This window comes from Paenibacillus cookii, from assembly GCF_018333375.1.
GTDB classification, from domain to species: domain Bacteria; phylum Bacillota; class Bacilli; order Paenibacillales; family Paenibacillaceae; genus Paenibacillus_AQ; species Paenibacillus_AQ cookii.
In genome coordinates, this window is sequence record NZ_BORW01000014.1 from 67699 (window position 1) to 85755 (window position 18057).

Annotated in this window: 14 protein-coding genes; 5 read left to right on the plus strand and 9 right to left on the minus strand. The window is 52.2% G+C overall.

Going from position 1 to position 18057, the window contains the following annotated elements; translation table 11 throughout:
* Positions 1-57 precede the first annotated feature (57 nt).
* Positions 58-1281 carry an MFS transporter gene (locus KI367_RS14460; RefSeq protein ID WP_212950491.1) on the plus strand — a complete coding sequence of 408 codons (1224 nt, stop codon included), beginning with the start codon at positions 58-60 and terminating at the stop codon, positions 1279-1281.
* Positions 1282-1339: 58 nt separating this feature from the next.
* On the opposite strand, the gene KI367_RS14465 is transcribed toward KI367_RS14460, so the two are convergent.
* The 7 genes from KI367_RS14465 to KI367_RS14495 all read right to left on the minus strand — a co-directional run bounded on the left by KI367_RS14465 (position 1340) and on the right by KI367_RS14495 (position 12942).
* The gene (locus KI367_RS14465) at positions 1340-2233 is read right to left on the minus strand and encodes a carbohydrate ABC transporter permease (RefSeq protein ID WP_212950542.1); all 894 of its coding nucleotides are present in this window, start codon (positions 2231-2233) and stop codon (positions 1340-1342) included.
* Positions 2234-2269: 36 nt separating this feature from the next.
* Positions 2270-3181, minus strand: coding sequence for an ABC transporter permease (locus tag KI367_RS14470; RefSeq protein WP_036711825.1), 912 nt, complete (start codon positions 3179-3181; stop codon positions 2270-2272).
* A gap of 66 nt (positions 3182-3247) precedes the next feature.
* Entirely contained in the window at positions 3248-4861 is a 1614-nt protein-coding gene (locus tag KI367_RS14475; RefSeq protein WP_212950493.1) for an ABC transporter substrate-binding protein, read from the minus strand.
* Between the two features lie 395 nt (positions 4862-5256).
* Positions 5257-7551 carry an AraC family transcriptional regulator gene (locus KI367_RS14480; protein ID WP_212950494.1) on the minus strand — a complete coding sequence of 765 codons (2295 nt, stop codon included), beginning with the start codon at positions 7549-7551 and terminating at the stop codon, positions 5257-5259.
* A gap of 433 nt (positions 7552-7984) precedes the next feature.
* On the minus strand, positions 7985-8527 hold the full coding sequence (locus KI367_RS14485) for a YcxB family protein (RefSeq protein ID WP_212950496.1): 543 nt from the start codon (positions 8525-8527) through the stop codon (positions 7985-7987).
* A 165-nt stretch (positions 8528-8692) separates the two neighbouring features.
* Entirely contained in the window at positions 8693-11989 is a 3297-nt protein-coding gene (locus tag KI367_RS14490) for a DUF5704 domain-containing protein (RefSeq protein WP_212950497.1), read from the minus strand.
* 5 nt (positions 11990-11994) lie between these two features.
* Positions 11995-12942, minus strand: a complete 948-nt coding sequence (locus KI367_RS14495) for a copper amine oxidase N-terminal domain-containing protein (RefSeq protein WP_212950499.1) — start codon at positions 12940-12942, stop codon at positions 11995-11997.
* Positions 12943-13334: 392 nt separating this feature from the next.
* Between KI367_RS14495 and yhbH the strand changes: the two genes are divergently transcribed.
* Both yhbH and KI367_RS14505 read left to right on the plus strand, forming a co-directional pair.
* Positions 13335-14492: a sporulation protein YhbH gene (yhbH, locus tag KI367_RS14500; RefSeq protein WP_036711815.1), complete on the plus strand. Its 1158-nt coding sequence runs from the start codon at positions 13335-13337 to the stop codon at positions 14490-14492.
* Positions 14493-14628: 136 nt separating this feature from the next.
* Positions 14629-15779, plus strand: a protein-coding gene (locus tag KI367_RS14505) for an IS3 family transposase (protein WP_212950500.1) whose coding sequence is annotated in 2 segments (ribosomal slippage) — positions 14629-14890 and positions 14890-15779 — 1152 coding nt in all. Because the reading frame shifts where the segments join, the coding sequence is not laid out codon by codon here.
* A gap of 86 nt (positions 15780-15865) precedes the next feature.
* Here KI367_RS14505 and ybiA read toward each other — a convergent pair.
* The gene (ybiA, locus tag KI367_RS14510; protein WP_212950502.1) at positions 15866-16447 is read right to left on the minus strand and encodes a riboflavin biosynthesis intermediates N-glycosidase; all 582 of its coding nucleotides are present in this window, start codon (positions 16445-16447) and stop codon (positions 15866-15868) included.
* A gap of 35 nt (positions 16448-16482) precedes the next feature.
* A complete protein-coding gene (locus tag KI367_RS14515) occupies positions 16483-16911 on the minus strand; it encodes a DnaJ family domain-containing protein (RefSeq protein ID WP_246536933.1) in 429 nt (142 codons plus the stop codon).
* Positions 16912-17154: 243 nt separating this feature from the next.
* Here KI367_RS14515 and KI367_RS14520 point away from each other — a divergent pair, with 243 nt between their 5' ends.
* Positions 17155-17496 (plus strand): hypothetical protein, encoded by a 342-nt coding sequence (locus tag KI367_RS14520; RefSeq protein WP_212950505.1) that lies wholly within the window; start codon positions 17155-17157, stop codon positions 17494-17496.
* 35 nt (positions 17497-17531) lie between these two features.
* Positions 17532-17993 (plus strand): CPBP family intramembrane glutamic endopeptidase, encoded by a 462-nt coding sequence (locus KI367_RS14525; protein ID WP_212950507.1) that lies wholly within the window; start codon positions 17532-17534, stop codon positions 17991-17993.
* Positions 17994-18057 lie beyond the last annotated feature (64 nt).

The following is an 18057-nucleotide window of genomic DNA, read 5'->3' on the forward strand; positions in this document are numbered from 1 at the left end:
ATAATTACAGTTAGTATTTTCATGGATAGAATCCTACAGAAAGGTTGTTTATACAGCATGAATCCATCCAAAACGAAACCCGAAAAAACGAAAGAGCCGTTTCCGGTTTCGATCCTGTCCCTGACGGTGGGCGCCTTCGCGATCGGCATGACCGAGTTCGTCATCATGGGCATCCTGCCGAACGTTGCCGAAGATTTGAACGTCAGCATCTCCACCGCCGGACAGCTGATCACCAGCTATGCCCTCGGCGTCGCCATCGGGGCGCCGATTATGACGATCCTTACCCACCGGCTGCCGCAAAAGCTGCTGCTGTGCCTGCTGATGCTGGTATTTATCCTTGGCAACGGCATCGCGGTCATCGCCCCGAATTATGGCGTGCTTATGGGAGCACGGATGATCAGCGCGCTTTGCCACGGCACGTTTTTCGGGGTCGGTGCCGTCATTGCGGCCAATCTCGTTAAACCGCATAAACGGGCCGGCGCCGTCTCGATCATGATGGCGGGACTCACCATCGCGAACATTATCGGGGTACCTGTCGGAACCTTTATCGGCCAGCATTTGGGATGGCGGGCTTCGTTTGCCGCCATTGCGCTGATGGGCGTGGTCGCGCTGATCGGCATCGTCGCTTTTATCCCGCGCATTCGCCAGGATCAGGCAGCCAGCCTGACCAAGCAGTTCAAAGCCCTCGCCCAGCCGAAGCTGCTCGTCATGCTGCTGGCCTGCGCGGTCGGCAACTCCAGCCTGTTTGCGGTGTTCACGTACATCGCCCCTTTGCTGGAGCAGGTTACCGGGTATCATGAGCGCAGCGTGACCTGGATTCTCGTCCTGTTCGGCATCGGCGTGACCGTCGGGAACATCGTCGGCGGAAAGCTGGCGGACTGGAAGCTGATGCCGGCGGTATTCGGAATTTTCTTCAGCCTGTGCGTGCTGCTGACCATCTTCACGTTTACGGTCCACAGTCCGGTCGGCGCCGTCATCACCATTTTCCTGTGGGGAGCCGCCGCGTTTGCCGTCATGCCGGGCATTCAGGTCAAAATCATGAACCTGGCGCAGGAGGCCCCGGCGTTAGCCTCCACCTCCAACCACTCGGCGGGCAATCTGGGCAACGCGTTTGGCGCTTTTTGCGGCGGATTGGTCATCAATCATATGGGATTGACTGCCTTGCCTTGGGTCGGCGCGGTCATGGTCGGGTTCGCGTTTGTGATCGCCCTGGCCGTTTACCTGTCGGAACGTAAGCAGCACATGCCGCTATCGATGCATACCTCCGGCAAACACATGTAACGAAAAAAAGTTGCCCCTCCGTGAACACAAACGGAGAACGGGCAACTTTTTTTTCGCCTTACCCTTTGACCGAACCGATCATGACGCCTTTTTCGAAATATTTTTGCAGGAACGGGTATAACACGAGGATCGGCAGCGACGACACGATAATGACGCCGTATTTGATCTGGTCCGCGTAACGCTGCGCATAACCGCCGGCGGCCCCGCCCGTGCCCGCCCCGTTTTGGAACGCCTGGTTGGACAGCAAAATGTCCCTCAGGACGATTTGCAGCGGCTGCAGGTTGTTGTCCCGGATGTAGACGAGCGCGGTAAAAAAATCGTTCCAATGCCCGACCAAATAATACAGCGCAATGACGGAAATCATCGCTTTCGAGAGCGGCAGCGCCACCTTGAAGAAATATTTGAAATGCGAGCAGCCGTCCATCATCGCGGCTTCGTACAGCTCCGGCGGCAGCGAGCTTTCAAAAAACGTCCTGGCGATGATCAAATAAAAAACGTTGACGCAAAACGGCACAATGAACACCCAAATCGTATTCGTGATATGCAGATCCTTCATGAGCAAATAGGTCGGGATCAGCCCGCCGTTAAAAAACATCGTCACGACGAACAAAAACATGATCACCCGCCTTGCCTTGAATTCCCTCCGCGACAAGACGTAAGCGGCCGGCATCGTAAACGCCATATTGACGAGCGTGCCGAACAGCGTGTAAAAAACGGTGTTTCGGTATCCGGTCCAGATGCGGCTGTCCTGAAAAATTTCCTTGTACCCGAACAAGCTTAGCCCTTTCGGAAACAGCAGCACTTTGCCGGTCGCCACCAGCGTGGAATCGCTGAACGACGCAATCACGATGAAATAAAGCGGATAAGCGATGACCAGAAAAATAAGCGCGCATACCACGAAGAGGGCCATCCTGAAAAGAAGCTCCTTGCCGTCCATGCTTTTAAGCGCCATCATGGATATTCCTCCCTTTTAGGCGAATCCGTGTCATTAGTACAAGCTCGTATTGGACACTTTTTTCGAAATGGCGTTGACGCCGAACAAAAAGATAAAATTAATGACGGTATTAAACAGGCCGATGGCCGAAGCGTAGCTGAACTGGTTGGAAATGATCCCGATTTTGTACACGTAGGTGGAAATCACTTCGGAAACGGGCAGGTTGAGCGAATTTTGCATCAAAAACGTCTTCTCGAACCCGGTGCCCAAAATGCTGCCCATGCTGAGAATGAACAAGATGACGATCGTCGGGACCAGCGCCGGCAAATCCACGTAACGGATCATCTGCCACCGGCTGGCGCCGTCCATTTTGGCCGAGTCGTACAGCTGCGGATCGACGGTGGACAAAGCCGCCAAATAGATGATGCTGTTCCAGCCGCAATGCTGCCAGATATCGGACAACACGTACACAGGGATAAACGTATTCGTCGAGGCGATCAGGTTGATATGTCCAAGCCCCATCGCCTTCATCATATGGCCGACGACGCCGGTTTCCGGCGACAGCAGCACGTTCATCATGCCGACCAGAACGATGATCGAAATAAAATGAGGCAGGTAAACGACCGTCTGCATCACGTTTTTCATCCGCTTGCGCCGGATTTGGTTCAACGTGAGCGCCAGGATAATCGGGGCGGGAAACCCGATCACGATCGTCGCCAGGCTGATCAAAAACGTATTCCGCATCAAATCCACGAACAGATAGCTGTCGATAAACTGCTTGAAGTAGTGCAGCCCCCGCCATTCGCCGCCGGTAAGCCCTTTCGAAAAATCGTAATCGCGAAACGCCAGCTGAATGCCGTACATCGGAATGTAGTTGAAAATAAAAATGACGGCGATGGCGGGCAAAATCATGATCCACAGCTGATAATCGCGTTTGAGCGTCTGCAGTCCTCCCCGGTTGCGCATCGGAGCATCCCCTTTCTTCTTGCGGGGACCGCCGCACCTCGCACGGCGGCATTCCCCGGTCGAACGTTATTTATTTTGCTTGTACTCGTCGTAGTACTTCTGCATAATCTCCAGGTTTTGCTTCAGTCCGGCCTTCTCGGTTTCCTTCACGTAGGCATCCCACTCGGCTTCGACGCCGCCTTTCGTCACCCATTTCGCAAAGCTCGTATTCGCCAAATTCATAACGTTCGTATTGTTCAGCGCCATCGTGCTGTTGTCCGCGGTCGAATATTTCATGAACATGCCTGGCAATACGTCGTTGTCGACGTCGATTTGGATCGCTTCAATCGGCTTGGACTGTCCGATGACCTCCTGCATGTCCTTGCCCAGCGTCAGCTTGAGCGAGTCGGGAATATAAAAAGCGCCGTGGTCCGCCATGGTCGACGTCCATTTCCACGTGCCGGGGTCCATGTTCGGATCGGCCGGCGGCAGCACGGCGTAAGAGCCGTCCCCGTTATCCTTGATATTCGGACCGATCGACCCGAAGAGCACCTGCATCCCGACCTCCGGCGCATACAATTCGTTGATGAAGCGCATGGCCGCTTCCTTGTGTTTCGACGTGGCCGACATGACGATATGGTTGTTGCCGTAGTTCAAGGAGTTGTAGTCGTAGCTCCACGAGATTCCGCTGTCCGGCGTCGCCTTGGGCGGCGTCATCGACGTATATTGCGGCGCCAGCTTTTCGCCGAACCGGTCAGACGCGACCCAACCAAGCGTAAAGCCGACCTTCGCCGTCTCCCCCTCGCCGCGGGCGACCGATTGGTATTTCGTATAATCGTGCGTAAACACTTCCGGATTGATGAGGCCTGCCTTGTAAAGCTTGTTCAGGAACATGACCAGCGATTTGTAGCGTTCGTCGATCAGGTAGTTTTTCACCTGTCCGTCTTCGACGAAATATCCTTCCGGGCTGCCGTCGGTCAACGTCATGCCGGTGCCGCCGAGTAAATAGGCCGCGTTAAAATACCCGCCGATGCCGCCCGGCCAGTCCATCGGGATTTCGTCGTTCGGATCGCCGTTGCCGTTGGCGTCCTTCTCCTTGAAGGCGACGAGCACGTCGTACAGCTCATCCCATGTGTTCGGGACTTTCAACCCGAGATTGTCGAGCCACTTCTGATTGATGTAAAGGCGCGACGCGGAGCTTGGCCAGAACCGCTGGTATTTCGGCAGACCGTAAATTTTGCCGTCCGGTTGCGTTGCGATCCGTTTCGTGTCCGGTTTCTCCTCGAACATTTTTTGAACGTTGGGCGCCTGATCCAGCATGCCGGACAAGTCCTGGAACAATCCCTGGAACTGGGCAAAATCGGCGTCCGTGATCACGTTCGGCCCGACGAACAAATCCGGCACGTCGCCGCTGGCCAGCATCGTTCCTTTTTTCTGGCCCCAATCGGCCGTAATTTCCTGCCATTCGATCTCGACGCCGGCCTTGTCTTCGACCTTCTGCAGCCACTCCATCTCCGCCAGCGGCTTCGTCAACGGATGTTTCGTCATGATGGCCGTCAGCTTTACCTTCTTGCCGCTGCCCGCAGGATCGGTCGATGCACCATCCTCGGCATTGCCGCCTCCCCCCGAACCGCTGCAGGCCGTCATGACGACGGACGTTGCCAAGAGAACCGACGTGAAACCGATTACTTTTTTTCGCATGCCAAATCGCATCATTTTGCCCCCTCATAAAAGAATTCGAAGATGTTCATCTCATCCGGATGGGATGTCCGCCAAGGACGCGTCCGTCCCTTGCCACCACTTTAATCGCCGGCGCGGACGGCCGTAAACGAACAGTTTTCAAGCCATGCGCATTTATTGAAAAGCTTGAGAACCGGCAGCCGTCAAACCTTGCGGGAGCGGCATTTTGCCGCCGATTCAATTTTTGAATATGTTCAAAAAACGGCACCGGCAAGGGAAGGACGACCCGCGCTTGAAGCCGCCGCGCCCGCTTGCCCTTCATCCCGGAAAGGACGCAAAAAGGCCGAGTTCAGGGGCTGGCTTATTGCCCCGAATCGACCTTCAATGTTTCCTGTAGCCGCCGTATGGATGCCCCTTCACACCGCCTTATGCGTTTCCCGGTATTGTCCCGGCGTCGTACCCACGATTTTTTTGAATGAACGTATGAAACTCGACGTATTGGAAAATCCCGTCTTGCGCGATATTTCATCCAGCGTCTGATTCGTCTCGCGCAGCAGCCGCACCGATTGCTGAATGCGCTGCAAGTCGATATATTCCTTGAAGTTCTGACCGAAAGTCTTTTTGAAATAATGGCTGAAATTCGAAGGCGACATCTGAAAATAGTCGGCGATCAGCTGCAGCGAAAAATCGGGCTCCATCCCCTTTCGCTCGATAAAGCAGACGATTTCGTCCCGCGAAACTTTGCGGGAGGACGGCAGCGTGCTTTGGATCATGTCGCACAGCTTGCCGCAGCTCTCCCTGACGATGCCCGCCATTTGTTCGAACGTATAACGGTGCCGAAATGCCGCATCCGTCAGCCGGAGCAGGTTGGCATCATCATGGCTGAACCGGTGCAAGCCGTTCAGGATGACGCTGACCGTATTCAAATAGACGCTCCGCACGACATGCGGCGGCGCCCCTTCGCTGCCCATGCCGGCCACCAACCGCTCCACGATGGATTGAACCGAAGCGGCGTCGTTTTTTAATATCGACAGCTCCAACGATTGCAGCAGTTCGGCGAAGTAAGATACCGTTCCTGCCTTCGGGGCTTCCATCTCGCCGAAAAAAAGCACCTGGCGTTCGCGGCGGAAGCGCAATTGCTCGGATGCGCGCACCGCCTGCAAATACGATACGTGAACCGCTTCGACCGATTCGAGCTTGCCCGGTATGCCGGCCCCGATAAACACGCGGCCCCCGGTTTCGGCCTCCAGCTCTTTCCGCACGTCATCAAGATATGCTTTGATCGCAAAATCAGGCGCAAAGGAACCGATAAAGATCATTTCCTGATTGTAAATGCTTTTGAAAAAATAGCATTGAAGTCCCTCCTTTGGCCGCTTTTCGATCTGCCGGAGCAGGTTCGCCGCCCCCGCGAACGCCTGCCCGCCGGCATCCGATCCTTCTGCTCCACCGCCTGCTTCAATGGACAATACCGCAACGGCCATGGCCGGATGCGGAAAGGCGATGCCGTAAGCCTCCGCTTCGAGGCAAAACGTCTTCCAATCGGACGCCCGGCCGCTGACGAGCTCGAACAGCAGATTTTCCCGGATGATCGGAATCGTCTGCTTCACTTTCGCATCCAGCGTATGATTCGCCGATGCAAGCTCGCCAAGCGCATAGCGGATCGTTTCGATTTCGCCGAGCGGCTTGCGGTCGGCAGGCTCGAAAATATGTACCGCCAGATCGACGAGCCTTTTGATCGGATGGTAATTTTTGCGGATCGAAATATAAATCACCAGCCATTCGAGGAGCAGCATGAGCCCGATCAAAAGCACCGTGTTGCGCTGAATCGTCCGAATGCCGTGCAGCGTATCGGTAACCGGCAGCATGCTTACATAATGCCAGCCGTTGGTTCCCGACAACGTGTGCGATACGATGTAAGATTTGCCGTTCACCCGGTAAATGCCGGCTCCTTCCGAACCCTCCTTCAGTTCCGGCATGAGGCGGCGAACCCCATCCGATGCGGCGTTATCCGTTTTCTCCGAAGCCAGCAGCTGGCGGCCCTGCTCGTCAAAGATAAAGAATCGGCCCGTATACTTCTCGGAAAGGGATTGAATCATACGTATCACCGTGTCTTCGCGGACCATGATCAGCACCGCGCCCGGCGGATCGTATCCGCCGACCGGCAAAGGGAAAGCAAAAGTCAACATGCGGACGCGATTGCTGCCCGGGATGATGACGTCCTCGACCGGACGGACCATCGGCGCTTTCAAATGCCGCAGCGTCTCGAACATTTCCCGGCGCGGCCAGGTTTCGTAATAATAGCCGATGCCCGGCTTATCGAAATCCTCTTCCTTGTAAGCGCTTCCTGTTTTAGCGAACAAATAACCGCTGCTTTCGATGTACAGCAAGGTATTGTCGATCAAACCGTCCGTGGCGTTGTATTTGCGCATTTCATTCGCAATCAGGACCCGGCCGTAGTCGCTGTTGTCGTACATTTTGATTTCGCGGTTTTGCACGAGTTCGGAAGGCAAGCGGTAAACGTATCGCATCAAGGTATCCATCGAAGTCATCAATTGTTCCGTAATATGGGTATTCCAATCCGTATCCTGCTGCTTCACGACTTCGGTTGAATGCGGATAATAATAAACGAGGATGATGGAGACAGGGAATAAAAGAACGAGAAGATAAGAGGCAAGAAATTGAGTCAACAGACGATTCCGTTTTTTTCTCAATGGACAACCACCTTTCTTTTACCGGGCGTGTGAAGCGGCAAGGATGGTCATTTTCTCATCGTTAATGGATATTATACCAACTCGCGCGAAAAAATGGTACGTACAACTTATGCTGAAAATTCAGTTGTATTTACAGTCATTTCCTGCCGGGTACGCTCTTGCTTTGGCGAAAGGCGGCATTGCAAATTTCATTTTAAGGGCTTCCGGGACCCGCTTCTTTTTCGCACCTCTTTTTCCGTACATGACGTACTTATGAGCCCCCCGATGGAACAGGCAAACCGCCGGCTAAAAATCGTATGCTTCTTTCGGGAGGCTGTACACCATTATTTTCCAAGAAAAAAACGACGGCATGATACGGCTTGAATTTAAACGCTTTAACTTTTGCTTTTCCAAGCAAAAAACGACGGCATGAGACGGCGTGAATTTAAACGCTTTAACTTTTGCTGTTTGTCGCTTCCCTCCGCCAATGAAACCGGCTGGTTTTGACGTTCGATTCCACGATTCCCCTGAACTGGACCCGATCCTGTTCCGTCGCAAAACCATCCTTCGGCACGATGAACGTCCGGCTCGTCGACAGCAGAATCAAAAACAAATTCCGGGATTCGCGCACCTCATAAATATCGCTCCAGCGGACCTTGGCCGATTCCGATTCGGATGCGTATCGAAAGCCCGACTCCGAAAACGCGAACGTATGGCGCTGCCGCATCAACCGGTCGCTGAAAAACGCCTTTACGGATTTCCGGCGAATGCTCCACCCGTACGCGAACCATAAAATGACGCTGAGCAAAACATCCAGCAGGAACGCGATCATAAACTCCATGCCGGTCCGGTTCTCGTCGACCAAAAGGACAATCCCGATGACCATCAGAAAAAACACGACAGCCAGCATCAACCTGGACGTCCTCGTAAAAAAGAGGTTTACCTCCTGCACGTCCTTCAACTCCAGCGTGGCTTCAACGATGATTTCATGATTCAAGCGGTCCTCCTCCTTTGGATCAAACTCTCCCTTACTCCTAAAACAACGCAAACGTTGCGAGGTTAGGGCCGGTCACGCGAAAGCCCAAAGTTTAGGCCGGAGGCCGGGGCAAACCCGTAGACGTTGCCATAAAACCTTCGGATTTGCCTCCGTTTCCTTGCCTGTTTAATGCGGAACCTGGGAGCTGAAGTCGTCCCGGCTCGATTTGTCCGCATGGTAAAAGAGAATATCGCCGTCTTTCAGCGCAAAGCGATGGCCGTAAGCATCCTGGATGCTCCGGTTATAACCTTCAAGCTGCCACTGGTTCATCAGCGGGGCATGAATGTATTGCAGATGGGGATTTTTCAAGTTCCCCTGCTGGATCGATTCGATGTTGAAATTCACGATGATATACCCGTTTTTGAGAAAAATAGGAGACTTGCTGTCCAGCCCGCCGTGCGTGCGCCCGTATTCGGCCACGTTCAATCCCGCTTCCACCACGAACAGTTCGGCCGGCAGGGAGTACTCCCCATACCATTTTTGCACGGAAACATGGGCGCGGTCCGGATCGACGGACGCCGGGATGCTTCCTTGCAGCCTGAGGAACGTCCGGAGCTGTTCAGGCAAAATGAGCAGGCTGTAGCTGCCGACGGGCGTTTTTTGCTTCGTAAAGGACTGGATATAGGTTTGGATATATTCGTTTTTGCCCATGCTGCCGGCTTGTCCGTAATGCCCGTATTTGTAGCCGGCGGTATCGCGGAGCTCCGTGGCCGGTACGTTCCGCAGGCGGTCGTTCAGGATGACGTAGCGCTTGACCTGGTCCTGCGCCGAGCCGATTTTGACGAAGTTGTTTTTGCTGGTGTTGTAATAAAGGTCTACCGGAATGCGGGTGTCGCCTTTGGCGTTGACGGCTTTGCCGTCCTTCCGGACGAAATAAAAGCTGGGCGTGATCCGGATGCCGTCGAGCGGCCCGAACATGTTGCCTTTCGTTTTGAAATCGAATTTGAAATGGTAGCCGGTTTTGACCGATACGTTTTTGTAACCTTGCAGCGGATGGCTTCCCGGCCTTATCGGCAGCGTATACACCGCTTTATTGCCGCGCGGCTCCCCGTCGATCAGGTTTTGGCCGACCCAGTAGGACACCCCGGTTGGATTCGCGCTGCCGGATTGGGTGCGGAACACCTTTTCCCAGTTATAATCGGCGATATCGGTCACATGGAAATCATACAGCCTGCCGATCACGTCCACCGGGATGACGTCCGTGGCCGCATGATGGGCCAAATTCAGGTTGGCGTGCGATTCGGCGGTATAGTCCGGAGGAGCGTTTTCCGCGATGGTGCGAAACTGGATGTCGTAAAAGCCTTCGTCCACCCACACCGGCAAAAAAAACGTCTCCGCCGTTTGCATGACCGGAATCGAAACCCAGGTGTTTTTCGGAATAAACCGGCTTTGATCGGCGGTATACACATCAAACGGAAACTTGACCTGCTTGTCCCGGATGTATTTGGCGTAGTCCCGGTTGCCGTATCCCGGAATGTTGCGGTGCTGCCCGCCGGTCGGCATGTAAATCGTAAACGGCCGGTCCAAAATGGTCGCGTTGCGGCCGGCGGCCGGATTCGTTTTTTGGTTATGCGCCCGATCATCCGTCGTGGAAGCGTAAATGACGACCGGCGTATGCACCGTCACCGGGTTGATGCCTAAGATCGGGAAGGAGCGGTTCGAACCCCCGTTGATGCTGCCGTCCATCAGGTTGTAAAAGATTTCGCCCGTGCTGGGCTGGCTGTTTTTGTTCGTTTTCGTTTTGCTGATCACATGTCCCGGACTGTACAAAACGTTGTCGTTAATCATCGTCGGCTCCGGAATCCGGCTAGGTGTCGGACCGTTTTCCTGGGTGCGCGCGCCGCTCATGATCGTCTGGCCTTTGAACACCAATGAATCGTTCCGGACCTCTACCTTCTTCACCGCCTGCTCCGCCATGCCTTGAAAAGCACCCTGCTCGTTCGGCACGCTAGGTTTCGTTTTGCCTCCCGACTTCGTTTCCGAGGGAGCGGTCAGCGTCCCGGGCGGGTCCGGCGGGAAGTAGTTCCCGTCCCGGGTTGCAGCATATTCCGGCGGATGATAGCCGGCCGGCTGAATGGTCACCGTATCCCAGGCATAGTTGGTCAGCGTGGCCCGATCGATATCATAAACTTCGAGATTGTCGATTTTCCAAAAAGAATACGGGCGCTGAATCGTGTAGGTGTACTCCCTGTCTTCGGTTTCGCGCTGCGGGTCGGGTTCTTCATGGGTGCCTTTCCCGTCGGGGTTCGGCACTGTTTTGCCCGGGTCCCATTCCAGGATGTACGTTTTTTTCACCTTGACCTCAAACGTGCAGACGCCTTTCATCTGGGTGAAGGCATTTTGGTATAAATACTCCTTCGCTTTCACGTTCCCGTACAAGCTCTCGGAGGTCGGAATCCCCTGCAGCACGTCGAACTTCTCGCTACCCCTGCTGTCGGCTTTAATGACCGCGGACACGTTCGGGTCCATCGTTTTCCCGTTCACCGTCTGGGCGGGAGCAGGAGTCGTGCAGGTTGGTCCCGGCGGCGGCGGTTCGCAGGTTTGGCCGGGAGGGCAGCCGTTGTCGGTTCCGTCCTTCTTTTTGTAATACATAAACAGCGTGTACTTTTCAAAGGAGCCGTCGTAAGTAAAGGAATACGGATTCCCCGGCGTGATATTGCCGCCTGGCGAAGCGTCAGTCGTTGATTTTTTAAATCCAACGTATTCGTAATCCGGATGCGTTGGCGGCGTGAAGGAATAATCCTTCCCTACGACCATCTCTTCATTGATCCGCGGCGTAAAAACGTTTAGCGGCTTCGCGTCGGTCGTGAAGTATTTAACGTTGAGTTGGGAGGCGAGTTCGATTTTGAAGAGCATGGGGACAAAAATCCGGTATGCTTCAACTTCGGGAGCACAGGTTGGGCACTGTTCGCTTTTGACGTCTTTGGGTTTTGCAGCATTAAGGAGTATATTAACTGTGATTGGGATAGTTGTCGTGTCTGTTCCCACTCCTTGTTTGCTGAATGGTTTAATATCTGCATCTGTAGTACCTGTGCTTATTGCACTTTGGTATTCTGTATATGAATCTGATCTAGAGTCTTCAAAATAAACTGCCGGATCACCAGGATATCTATAAATCCGAGCCTCAACGTTTTTTATCTTCCGATTAGGGAATTGAAATTTATATGTGAAGGTCGCCTCACCATGCATTCCTTTATTCGGTTGTCGCCCCCCATCTGTCCAAGTCCCATCTGTTCTTTTCCACATTTCGTAATACATCATGCCAACGAAATACCGATAATTACTTTCCTTATGGTATCCTAGTGGAGTAATTTCGGTCGCTGCATATGCTTCATTTACTTGAAAAGGAACAAGAGGGATCTGGAGAAAAAGAAGTAACCCAGCCAAATACATTGTAAAGAAACGCTTCAGTCTTCGTACCATGGATTTTAATTACCTCTCCATGGGTTAATCATCAATGGAATATAATCTGGAGCGCCATAACTAAAGCCTATATATTCAATATCCTTTATACTCAGTTGCTTATCATCTACAATGCCATCAAGGGTTTTGTCAGAACGAGACCATATTTTGTAAAAACAGTATTTGGTACCATCCCCGTTATTGATGGTTAGAGAATCAATTGGATTCCTGTAACGTATATCTTTCTTTTTCGTTAGATAAAATATATCACCCGCTCCAGATTTGGTTTTTGCCCTAATTTTAAGATACTGCAGCTTTGTATTTGGATCAGTGTAGAGTTCAACGCTGTATATATCTCGAACAAATGTGGTTGGAAGGTTATTTATCTTAAAAATTAATGCTTTATTATACGGTTGACCTTCCGAATTTTTCAGAAGAAACTGATTTTTCTCAAACCACTTCCTATACGGCTCTATACTCACCGGCTTCAACCCTAACTCCTCCAGCGTCGGGGCCTTCTTCTCCCCAATCCACACCCATCTTCCGATCTTGTCCCACTCCACCGGCTGCCCCAGTCCCTCGCTCACCAGCCGCAGCGGAACGAACGTCCGGTTTTGCTTCAGCTCGATTTTGGTGCCGTAGGATTTATCCTGTCCGTCCACTTTGGCCACCTTTTGCCCGACCGTCATCCGGACGTTATGTTTTTCGTTATTCACCGACACGGTCATTTGGCCGTTCACCTTTTGCCAGCCTACCTCGGCTCCCAAAGCTTCGGACACGAAGCGGATCGGGACCATGACGCTCCCCTGCGCATCCTGATACGGTTTCGCATCCGGAAATTGAATTTTTTTGGCGTTTAACAACACTTCGATATTCCCCGTCGAGGAAGCCGCTGCGGCCGTATTGCCGCCCATGAACCAACCGGCACCTAACAACAAAGCTCCTGCCAAACATAATGGCGCGATTTTTTTCATCCATTACACTCCCTATCAATCACATTTTTCACTTGTCCAACAACCGTCTCCGTCATCAATCTACCTTGATCTTCTCTTATCCTACGGGACTGCTTGCCCACGTGAATGATCTGGAGCACACCCCCTCAAAAGCTATGTAATTGGTCATGCTAGACATGCAACGATCCGTCCTAAATCATAGGACAATTGCATTATACTACAAGATTTTTGAAATATTTGTCATAAAGAGTCGAAAAGTTCGGGAATTATCCTGAATACGGATTTTTTTGCAATGGCTTGAACTTGCGAATTTGCTTTTGTCCGTATCACATATCATCCCCGCGCGTGAATATACTTGATTAATAATGGCTTATTCGTTTAACCGAGTACGCGCATATGGGAGGTGCTGAACAATGCCATCTGACGATCATTCGCTGTTTGTCGTATCCAAGGAGGACTGGTCGCTGCACCGCAAAGGATACCAGGATCAAGTCCGGCATCAGGAAAAAGTGAAGGAAATGATTAAACAGAACCTGCCCGATCTCATTACGGAAGAAAGCATTATCATGTCGGACGGTAAACAGATTATCAAGGTGCCCATCCGGAGTCTGGACGAATACCGTTTTATTTATAACTTCCAAAAGCAGAAGCATGTCGGCCAAGGAGACGGAGACAGCCAGGTAGGGGATGTGCTGGGACGGGATCCGGCGCAAAAGCCCGGACAGGGCGAAAAAGCCGGAGACCAGCCGGGATACGATATCGTGGAAGCCGAGGTCAGCATGGAAGACCTGGAAAATATGCTGTTCGAGGAAATGGAACTCCCGTTCATGAAACCGAAGGAGCAGCAGGACGTGGAGACCGAATCGATCACCTTCAACGACATCCGCAAAAAAGGCATGCAGTCCAACATCGACAAAAAGCGGACCATTCTCGAAAATTTGCGCCGCAACGCCACGTCCGGCACGCCGGGCATCCACCACATCAGTCCGGACGACCTGCGGTACAAAACATGGGAGGATGTCGTGGTGCCCCACTCCAGCGCCGTCATCATCGCCATGATGGACACGTCGGGCAGCATGGGTTCGTTCGAAAAATATTGCGCGCGCAGCTTCTTTTTCTGGATGACCCGTTTTTTGCGGCGGCAGTACGAAAAGGTGGACATCGTGTTTGTGGCGCATCATACGGAAGCGAAGGAAGTTACCGAGGAGGATTTTTTCACGAGGGGGGAAAGCGGCGGCACCATTTGCTCGTCCGCGTACCAAAAAGCGCTTGAAATCATCGACCGGCGTTACCCGCCGTCCAAGTACAACATTTATCCGTTCCATTTTTCCGACGGCGACAACCTGACCTCGGACAACGAACGCTGCGTGCGCTTGATCGGGGAGCTGCTCAAAGTCAGCAACATGTTCGGTTACGGCGAAGTCAACCAATACAATCGCAGCAGCACGCTGATGTCGGCATACCGCAATATTAAACTGGATCAGTTCATGTATTATGTCATCAAAGAAAAAGGCGAGGTGTACCAGGCGCTGCGGACGTTTTTCCGCAAACAGGAGGCCGCGCTGAACTGAAGGTTAAGACGACGGATGGATCATAAAAAGACGCTGCCGGCATGCAGTCATTGGTATCATCCCCTCATGGTAGACAGTGAAAAAAGAGATCATGTTACAATGAACTCAAACACTGGAAACCGGAGGGGATTTTTGTATGCCAGCGAAGAAAGGGCAAACCTTTAATCGATATAGTGAAGAAACAAAGAAAGAAGCCGTCCGTCTGCGAGTCGAAGAAGGCTGGACGTACAGTCAAATCATGGAGAAATTCGGAATCAAGAGTGAGACCCAAATCATCACTTGGGTTCGTAAAAGCCAAAACGGAGAGAGCTTTAAGGATTACCGAGGACGTTGGACGAAGAAGCATTTTAGTAGCGCAGAAGAAGAAAATGCGTATTTGAAAGCGCAGGTAGAATATCTAAAAAAGCTCAATCCGAATTTGCACGGGGAGGGAAGTTGGATTTCGAAGCCCGGTGCCAGTCCATTCGAGAAGTAAGCAAGTGGGCTCCCGTGACTTGGCTGTGCAGAATCGCTGAAATTTCACGTGCAGGCTACTACAAATGGAAGAAGAATATTGTCCTCAGAGTGAAACGGGCAGATCAAGATGCAGATCTAAAGGCACATATCCTGAGCATTCATCGACTTCGTCCGTATTTCGGCTACAAACGGATGCGCACGGCTCTAGCTAAAGAAGGGTTTGTGGTGAATCACAAGAAAGTTCGACGCTTGATGAGAGAACTTCATATTCGTTCCGTGATTCGCAAAAAACGTCCATTTGCTGGCCGAAAACCGTCCGTGCTGTTTCGTAATGTCTTAAATCGGGATTTCACGTCCGGGGCTGCTCAGAAGAAGCTCGTGACTGATATTACCTATGTCCGGATCGGACATGAGTTTGCCTACCTCTCGGTTGTCATGGATTTGTACAACAACGAAATTGTGTCCTGGGAACTCTCCGAGCGCAATGATTTAAAACTGGTCACGGATACCGTGAAGAGACTCCAGTGTGGACCTGCCTTACTCCATTCAGACCAAGGTTTTCAATACACGACACAAAGCTATGCCAGACTGCTGGAAGAGAAAGGACTCACAGGGAGCCATTCCCGACGTGGGAACTGCTTTGACAACGCTTGTGTCGAGTCGTTCTTTTCTCATCTTAAAACCGAAAAGTTGTATCTGGAGAAGCCTCAAAATTTAGAGGAAGCAAGGGTCCAAATTACGGAGTACATTTCGTTTTACAACAAGGAACGTTTCCAAAACAAACTCGGCGACCTCTCCCCGATTGAATTTCGGGAAAAAGTCGCCGCTTAATGAAAATTTCTCTTTTTTTATTGTCTACTTGACGGGGCTATGACCACATTGCAGCCGGGCAACGTCTTTTTTTTGTTTACGATTAACTATGATAGAATTGCCCCGTGTCCCTTTCCGTCGGCATCGGCCCGCAACCGGTCCCGGACCTCCATCAGAGCAAATCCGAGCAGGTTGTTTCCTTGCCACAGCAGCGGATTTTCGATCCGCTCGTCATCGGCTGCAAGCCCCACTCCCCAGATGCGGTCGACGGGACTGGCTTCAACGAGCACCCGCGTTCCGGTACCAAGCAAAAACCGCCCCAATTCCTCGTTTTGTGAAAATTTCGCCAGGTTGCCGCGTACGACGATGCGGTAGCCTTCCTCATCCCATACTTTCGGATCAAAACCTCTCACCTTCCGGCCCAAGTCTTTTGCCTGTTTCGGGTGTTTTGCCGCCAAAATATGCTCCAGCATCTCTTCGTCCCCAAAAAGCCTCGCCTTCCCGGCCATCATATAATGTTCGGCGCTGGTGTACGTGACGCCGTCCTCGGTGAATCTGCAGGGCCACCACTGGCTGAAACAGCTTTTGGTGATGCTGCGGTCCGCTGCGGGCTGATGACCCCAGAAAAAAACGTATTTCAGCTTACGGCCTTTTTGGAACTGCTGTCTGATTTCTTGAATGGAATACATGTTACCTCCTAGATCGTTCAGCCGTGGACGCCGGGTTAAACCCATTTCTCGCAAGCCGATTCAACGTTTGCGGCCGATACGAGCCCTTTTTGCAAAAGGGAATTCGGGACCAGCCGGTTGTATTTCCGGATCTTCTGATTGATGGCTTCAAGCTCGGCTTCCATCTCCGCCACCGGCGGCTTCCGGTCTGCGACCCGCTTCAAATCCGCGGCGATTTCCTTCCGGAGCTCGATCCAGGGCGGCTGAACATTGGCGTTCTTCAGGATGGACGTCAGCACGTCCCCTTCTTCGATTTTGATCGGCTTTCCTTTGCCGGGCAAATCGTTGAACCCGCCGTTTTTGGCGAATTCGTCGACGGCCGATTCGATCATGCCTTCCCGCGCGGACAAATGTTCATGCCTTTCTTCGGTCGTGTGCTGCTGAACTTCCCCTGCCGCTTTCGTTTTACGGTCATTCCAGTCCAAGACGCGCCACCTCATTTCAAGAAATGGATGAACCTCAAAAAAATAAAAATGAAGCATTTTCAATTTTATTGTAGCACGGGGCGTACGGCAGGCAGCCAAACCATATTTGAAAATTTTCCAAATTCTAAAAAGCCGGAGAACGGGATTCGAAAAAAATTCCGATCCAAATCCAGCGTCTTTATAAATTCTTGATAATCGTCTTCTACAATGGGTCCAACACATCCAGAAAGGAACGAATTTCCTATGAACAAATCATTTGCTTTCTCCGGTGCGGCCTTTAGCATCCTCGTGCTGTTACTGACGCTGCTTGCCAATTTATCGAAAATAACGGCCTTGGTTGCCATCAGCCAGCTCGCGCCCCTGATTACCGTCATGTTGCTGCTCATCGTCCTGCCCGGACGAAAGGAAGCCTTGAAGCTGCTCGGCATCGCCAAAATCGGCGGGCTGAAATGGTACGCGGCTGCACTGCTGTCGATCGTTCCGATTACCGTCGGTTTTCTCGGCGCTTGGGCATTCGGCATCGTGGACCTGCCTTCCGCCGAATTTCTCGCCAAAGGCGCGGCCCATTTTACCGTTCCCCAATAGTAGGGTATATCACGCGGAACTCCTGGGCGCCGATCATGCTGATCATGATGTTCATTTTTTCCTTCGGGGAGGAAATCGGCTGGCGCGGGTATTTGCAGCCCCGACTGACCAAAGCATTCGGCATCAAAAAATCGATCCTGATCACCGCAGCCGTGTGGACCTGCTTCCATTATCCTTTTTATCTGAACGGCTATAACGAGGACGGGAACGTCTGGATCAATATTTTGCTGTTTTCGGTCATGATTTTTCCTTTGTCGGTTTTCATGGGCTGGGTTCGCTGGCGGAGCCAAAGCGTATGGCCGGCCGTCGTCATTCACATGATCATCAATTTGTCGCGCAGCTGGCTGGAGCAGTTGTTTTTCGTAAAATCCGCGGGCTGGTCCTATGTCGCCGGAGAAAGCGGGATCGTGACCATCGTGGTTTGGGCCGTCGCTGCCCTGTTGATTTGGAAGAAGCTGCTTATAGAAGCCAAGCCGAACCCAGGCTCGCATGATTAAATCGCACATCCGCTGCATACAATGTACTGATTTTTCAGGCAGAACCGTGCTTCAATTTTCGGAA

Coding starts and splice junctions, on each gene's coding strand:
- KI367_RS14465 (WP_212950542.1), bottom strand. CDS start 2,233: ATGGCGCTTAAAAGCATGGACGGCAAGGAGCTTCTTTTCAGGATGGCC.
- KI367_RS14460 (WP_212950491.1), top strand. CDS start 58: ATGAATCCATCCAAAACGAAACCCGAAAAAACGAAAGAGCCGTTTCCG.
- KI367_RS14495 (WP_212950499.1), bottom strand. CDS start 12,942: ATGAAAAAAATCGCGCCATTATGTTTGGCAGGAGCTTTGTTGTTAGGT.
- ybiA (WP_212950502.1), bottom strand. CDS start 16,447: ATGTATTCCATTCAAGAAATCAGACAGCAGTTCCAAAAAGGCCGTAAG.
- KI367_RS14490 (WP_212950497.1), bottom strand. CDS start 11,989: ATGGTACGAAGACTGAAGCGTTTCTTTACAATGTATTTGGCTGGGTTA.
- KI367_RS14475 (WP_212950493.1), bottom strand. CDS start 4,861: ATGCGAAAAAAAGTAATCGGTTTCACGTCGGTTCTCTTGGCAACGTCC.
- KI367_RS14470 (WP_036711825.1), bottom strand. CDS start 3,181: ATGCGCAACCGGGGAGGACTGCAGACGCTCAAACGCGATTATCAGCTG.
- yhbH (WP_036711815.1), top strand. CDS start 13,335: ATGCCATCTGACGATCATTCGCTGTTTGTCGTATCCAAGGAGGACTGG.
- KI367_RS14520 (WP_212950505.1), top strand. CDS start 17,155: ATGAACAAATCATTTGCTTTCTCCGGTGCGGCCTTTAGCATCCTCGTG.
- KI367_RS14525 (WP_212950507.1), top strand. CDS start 17,532: ATGCTGATCATGATGTTCATTTTTTCCTTCGGGGAGGAAATCGGCTGG.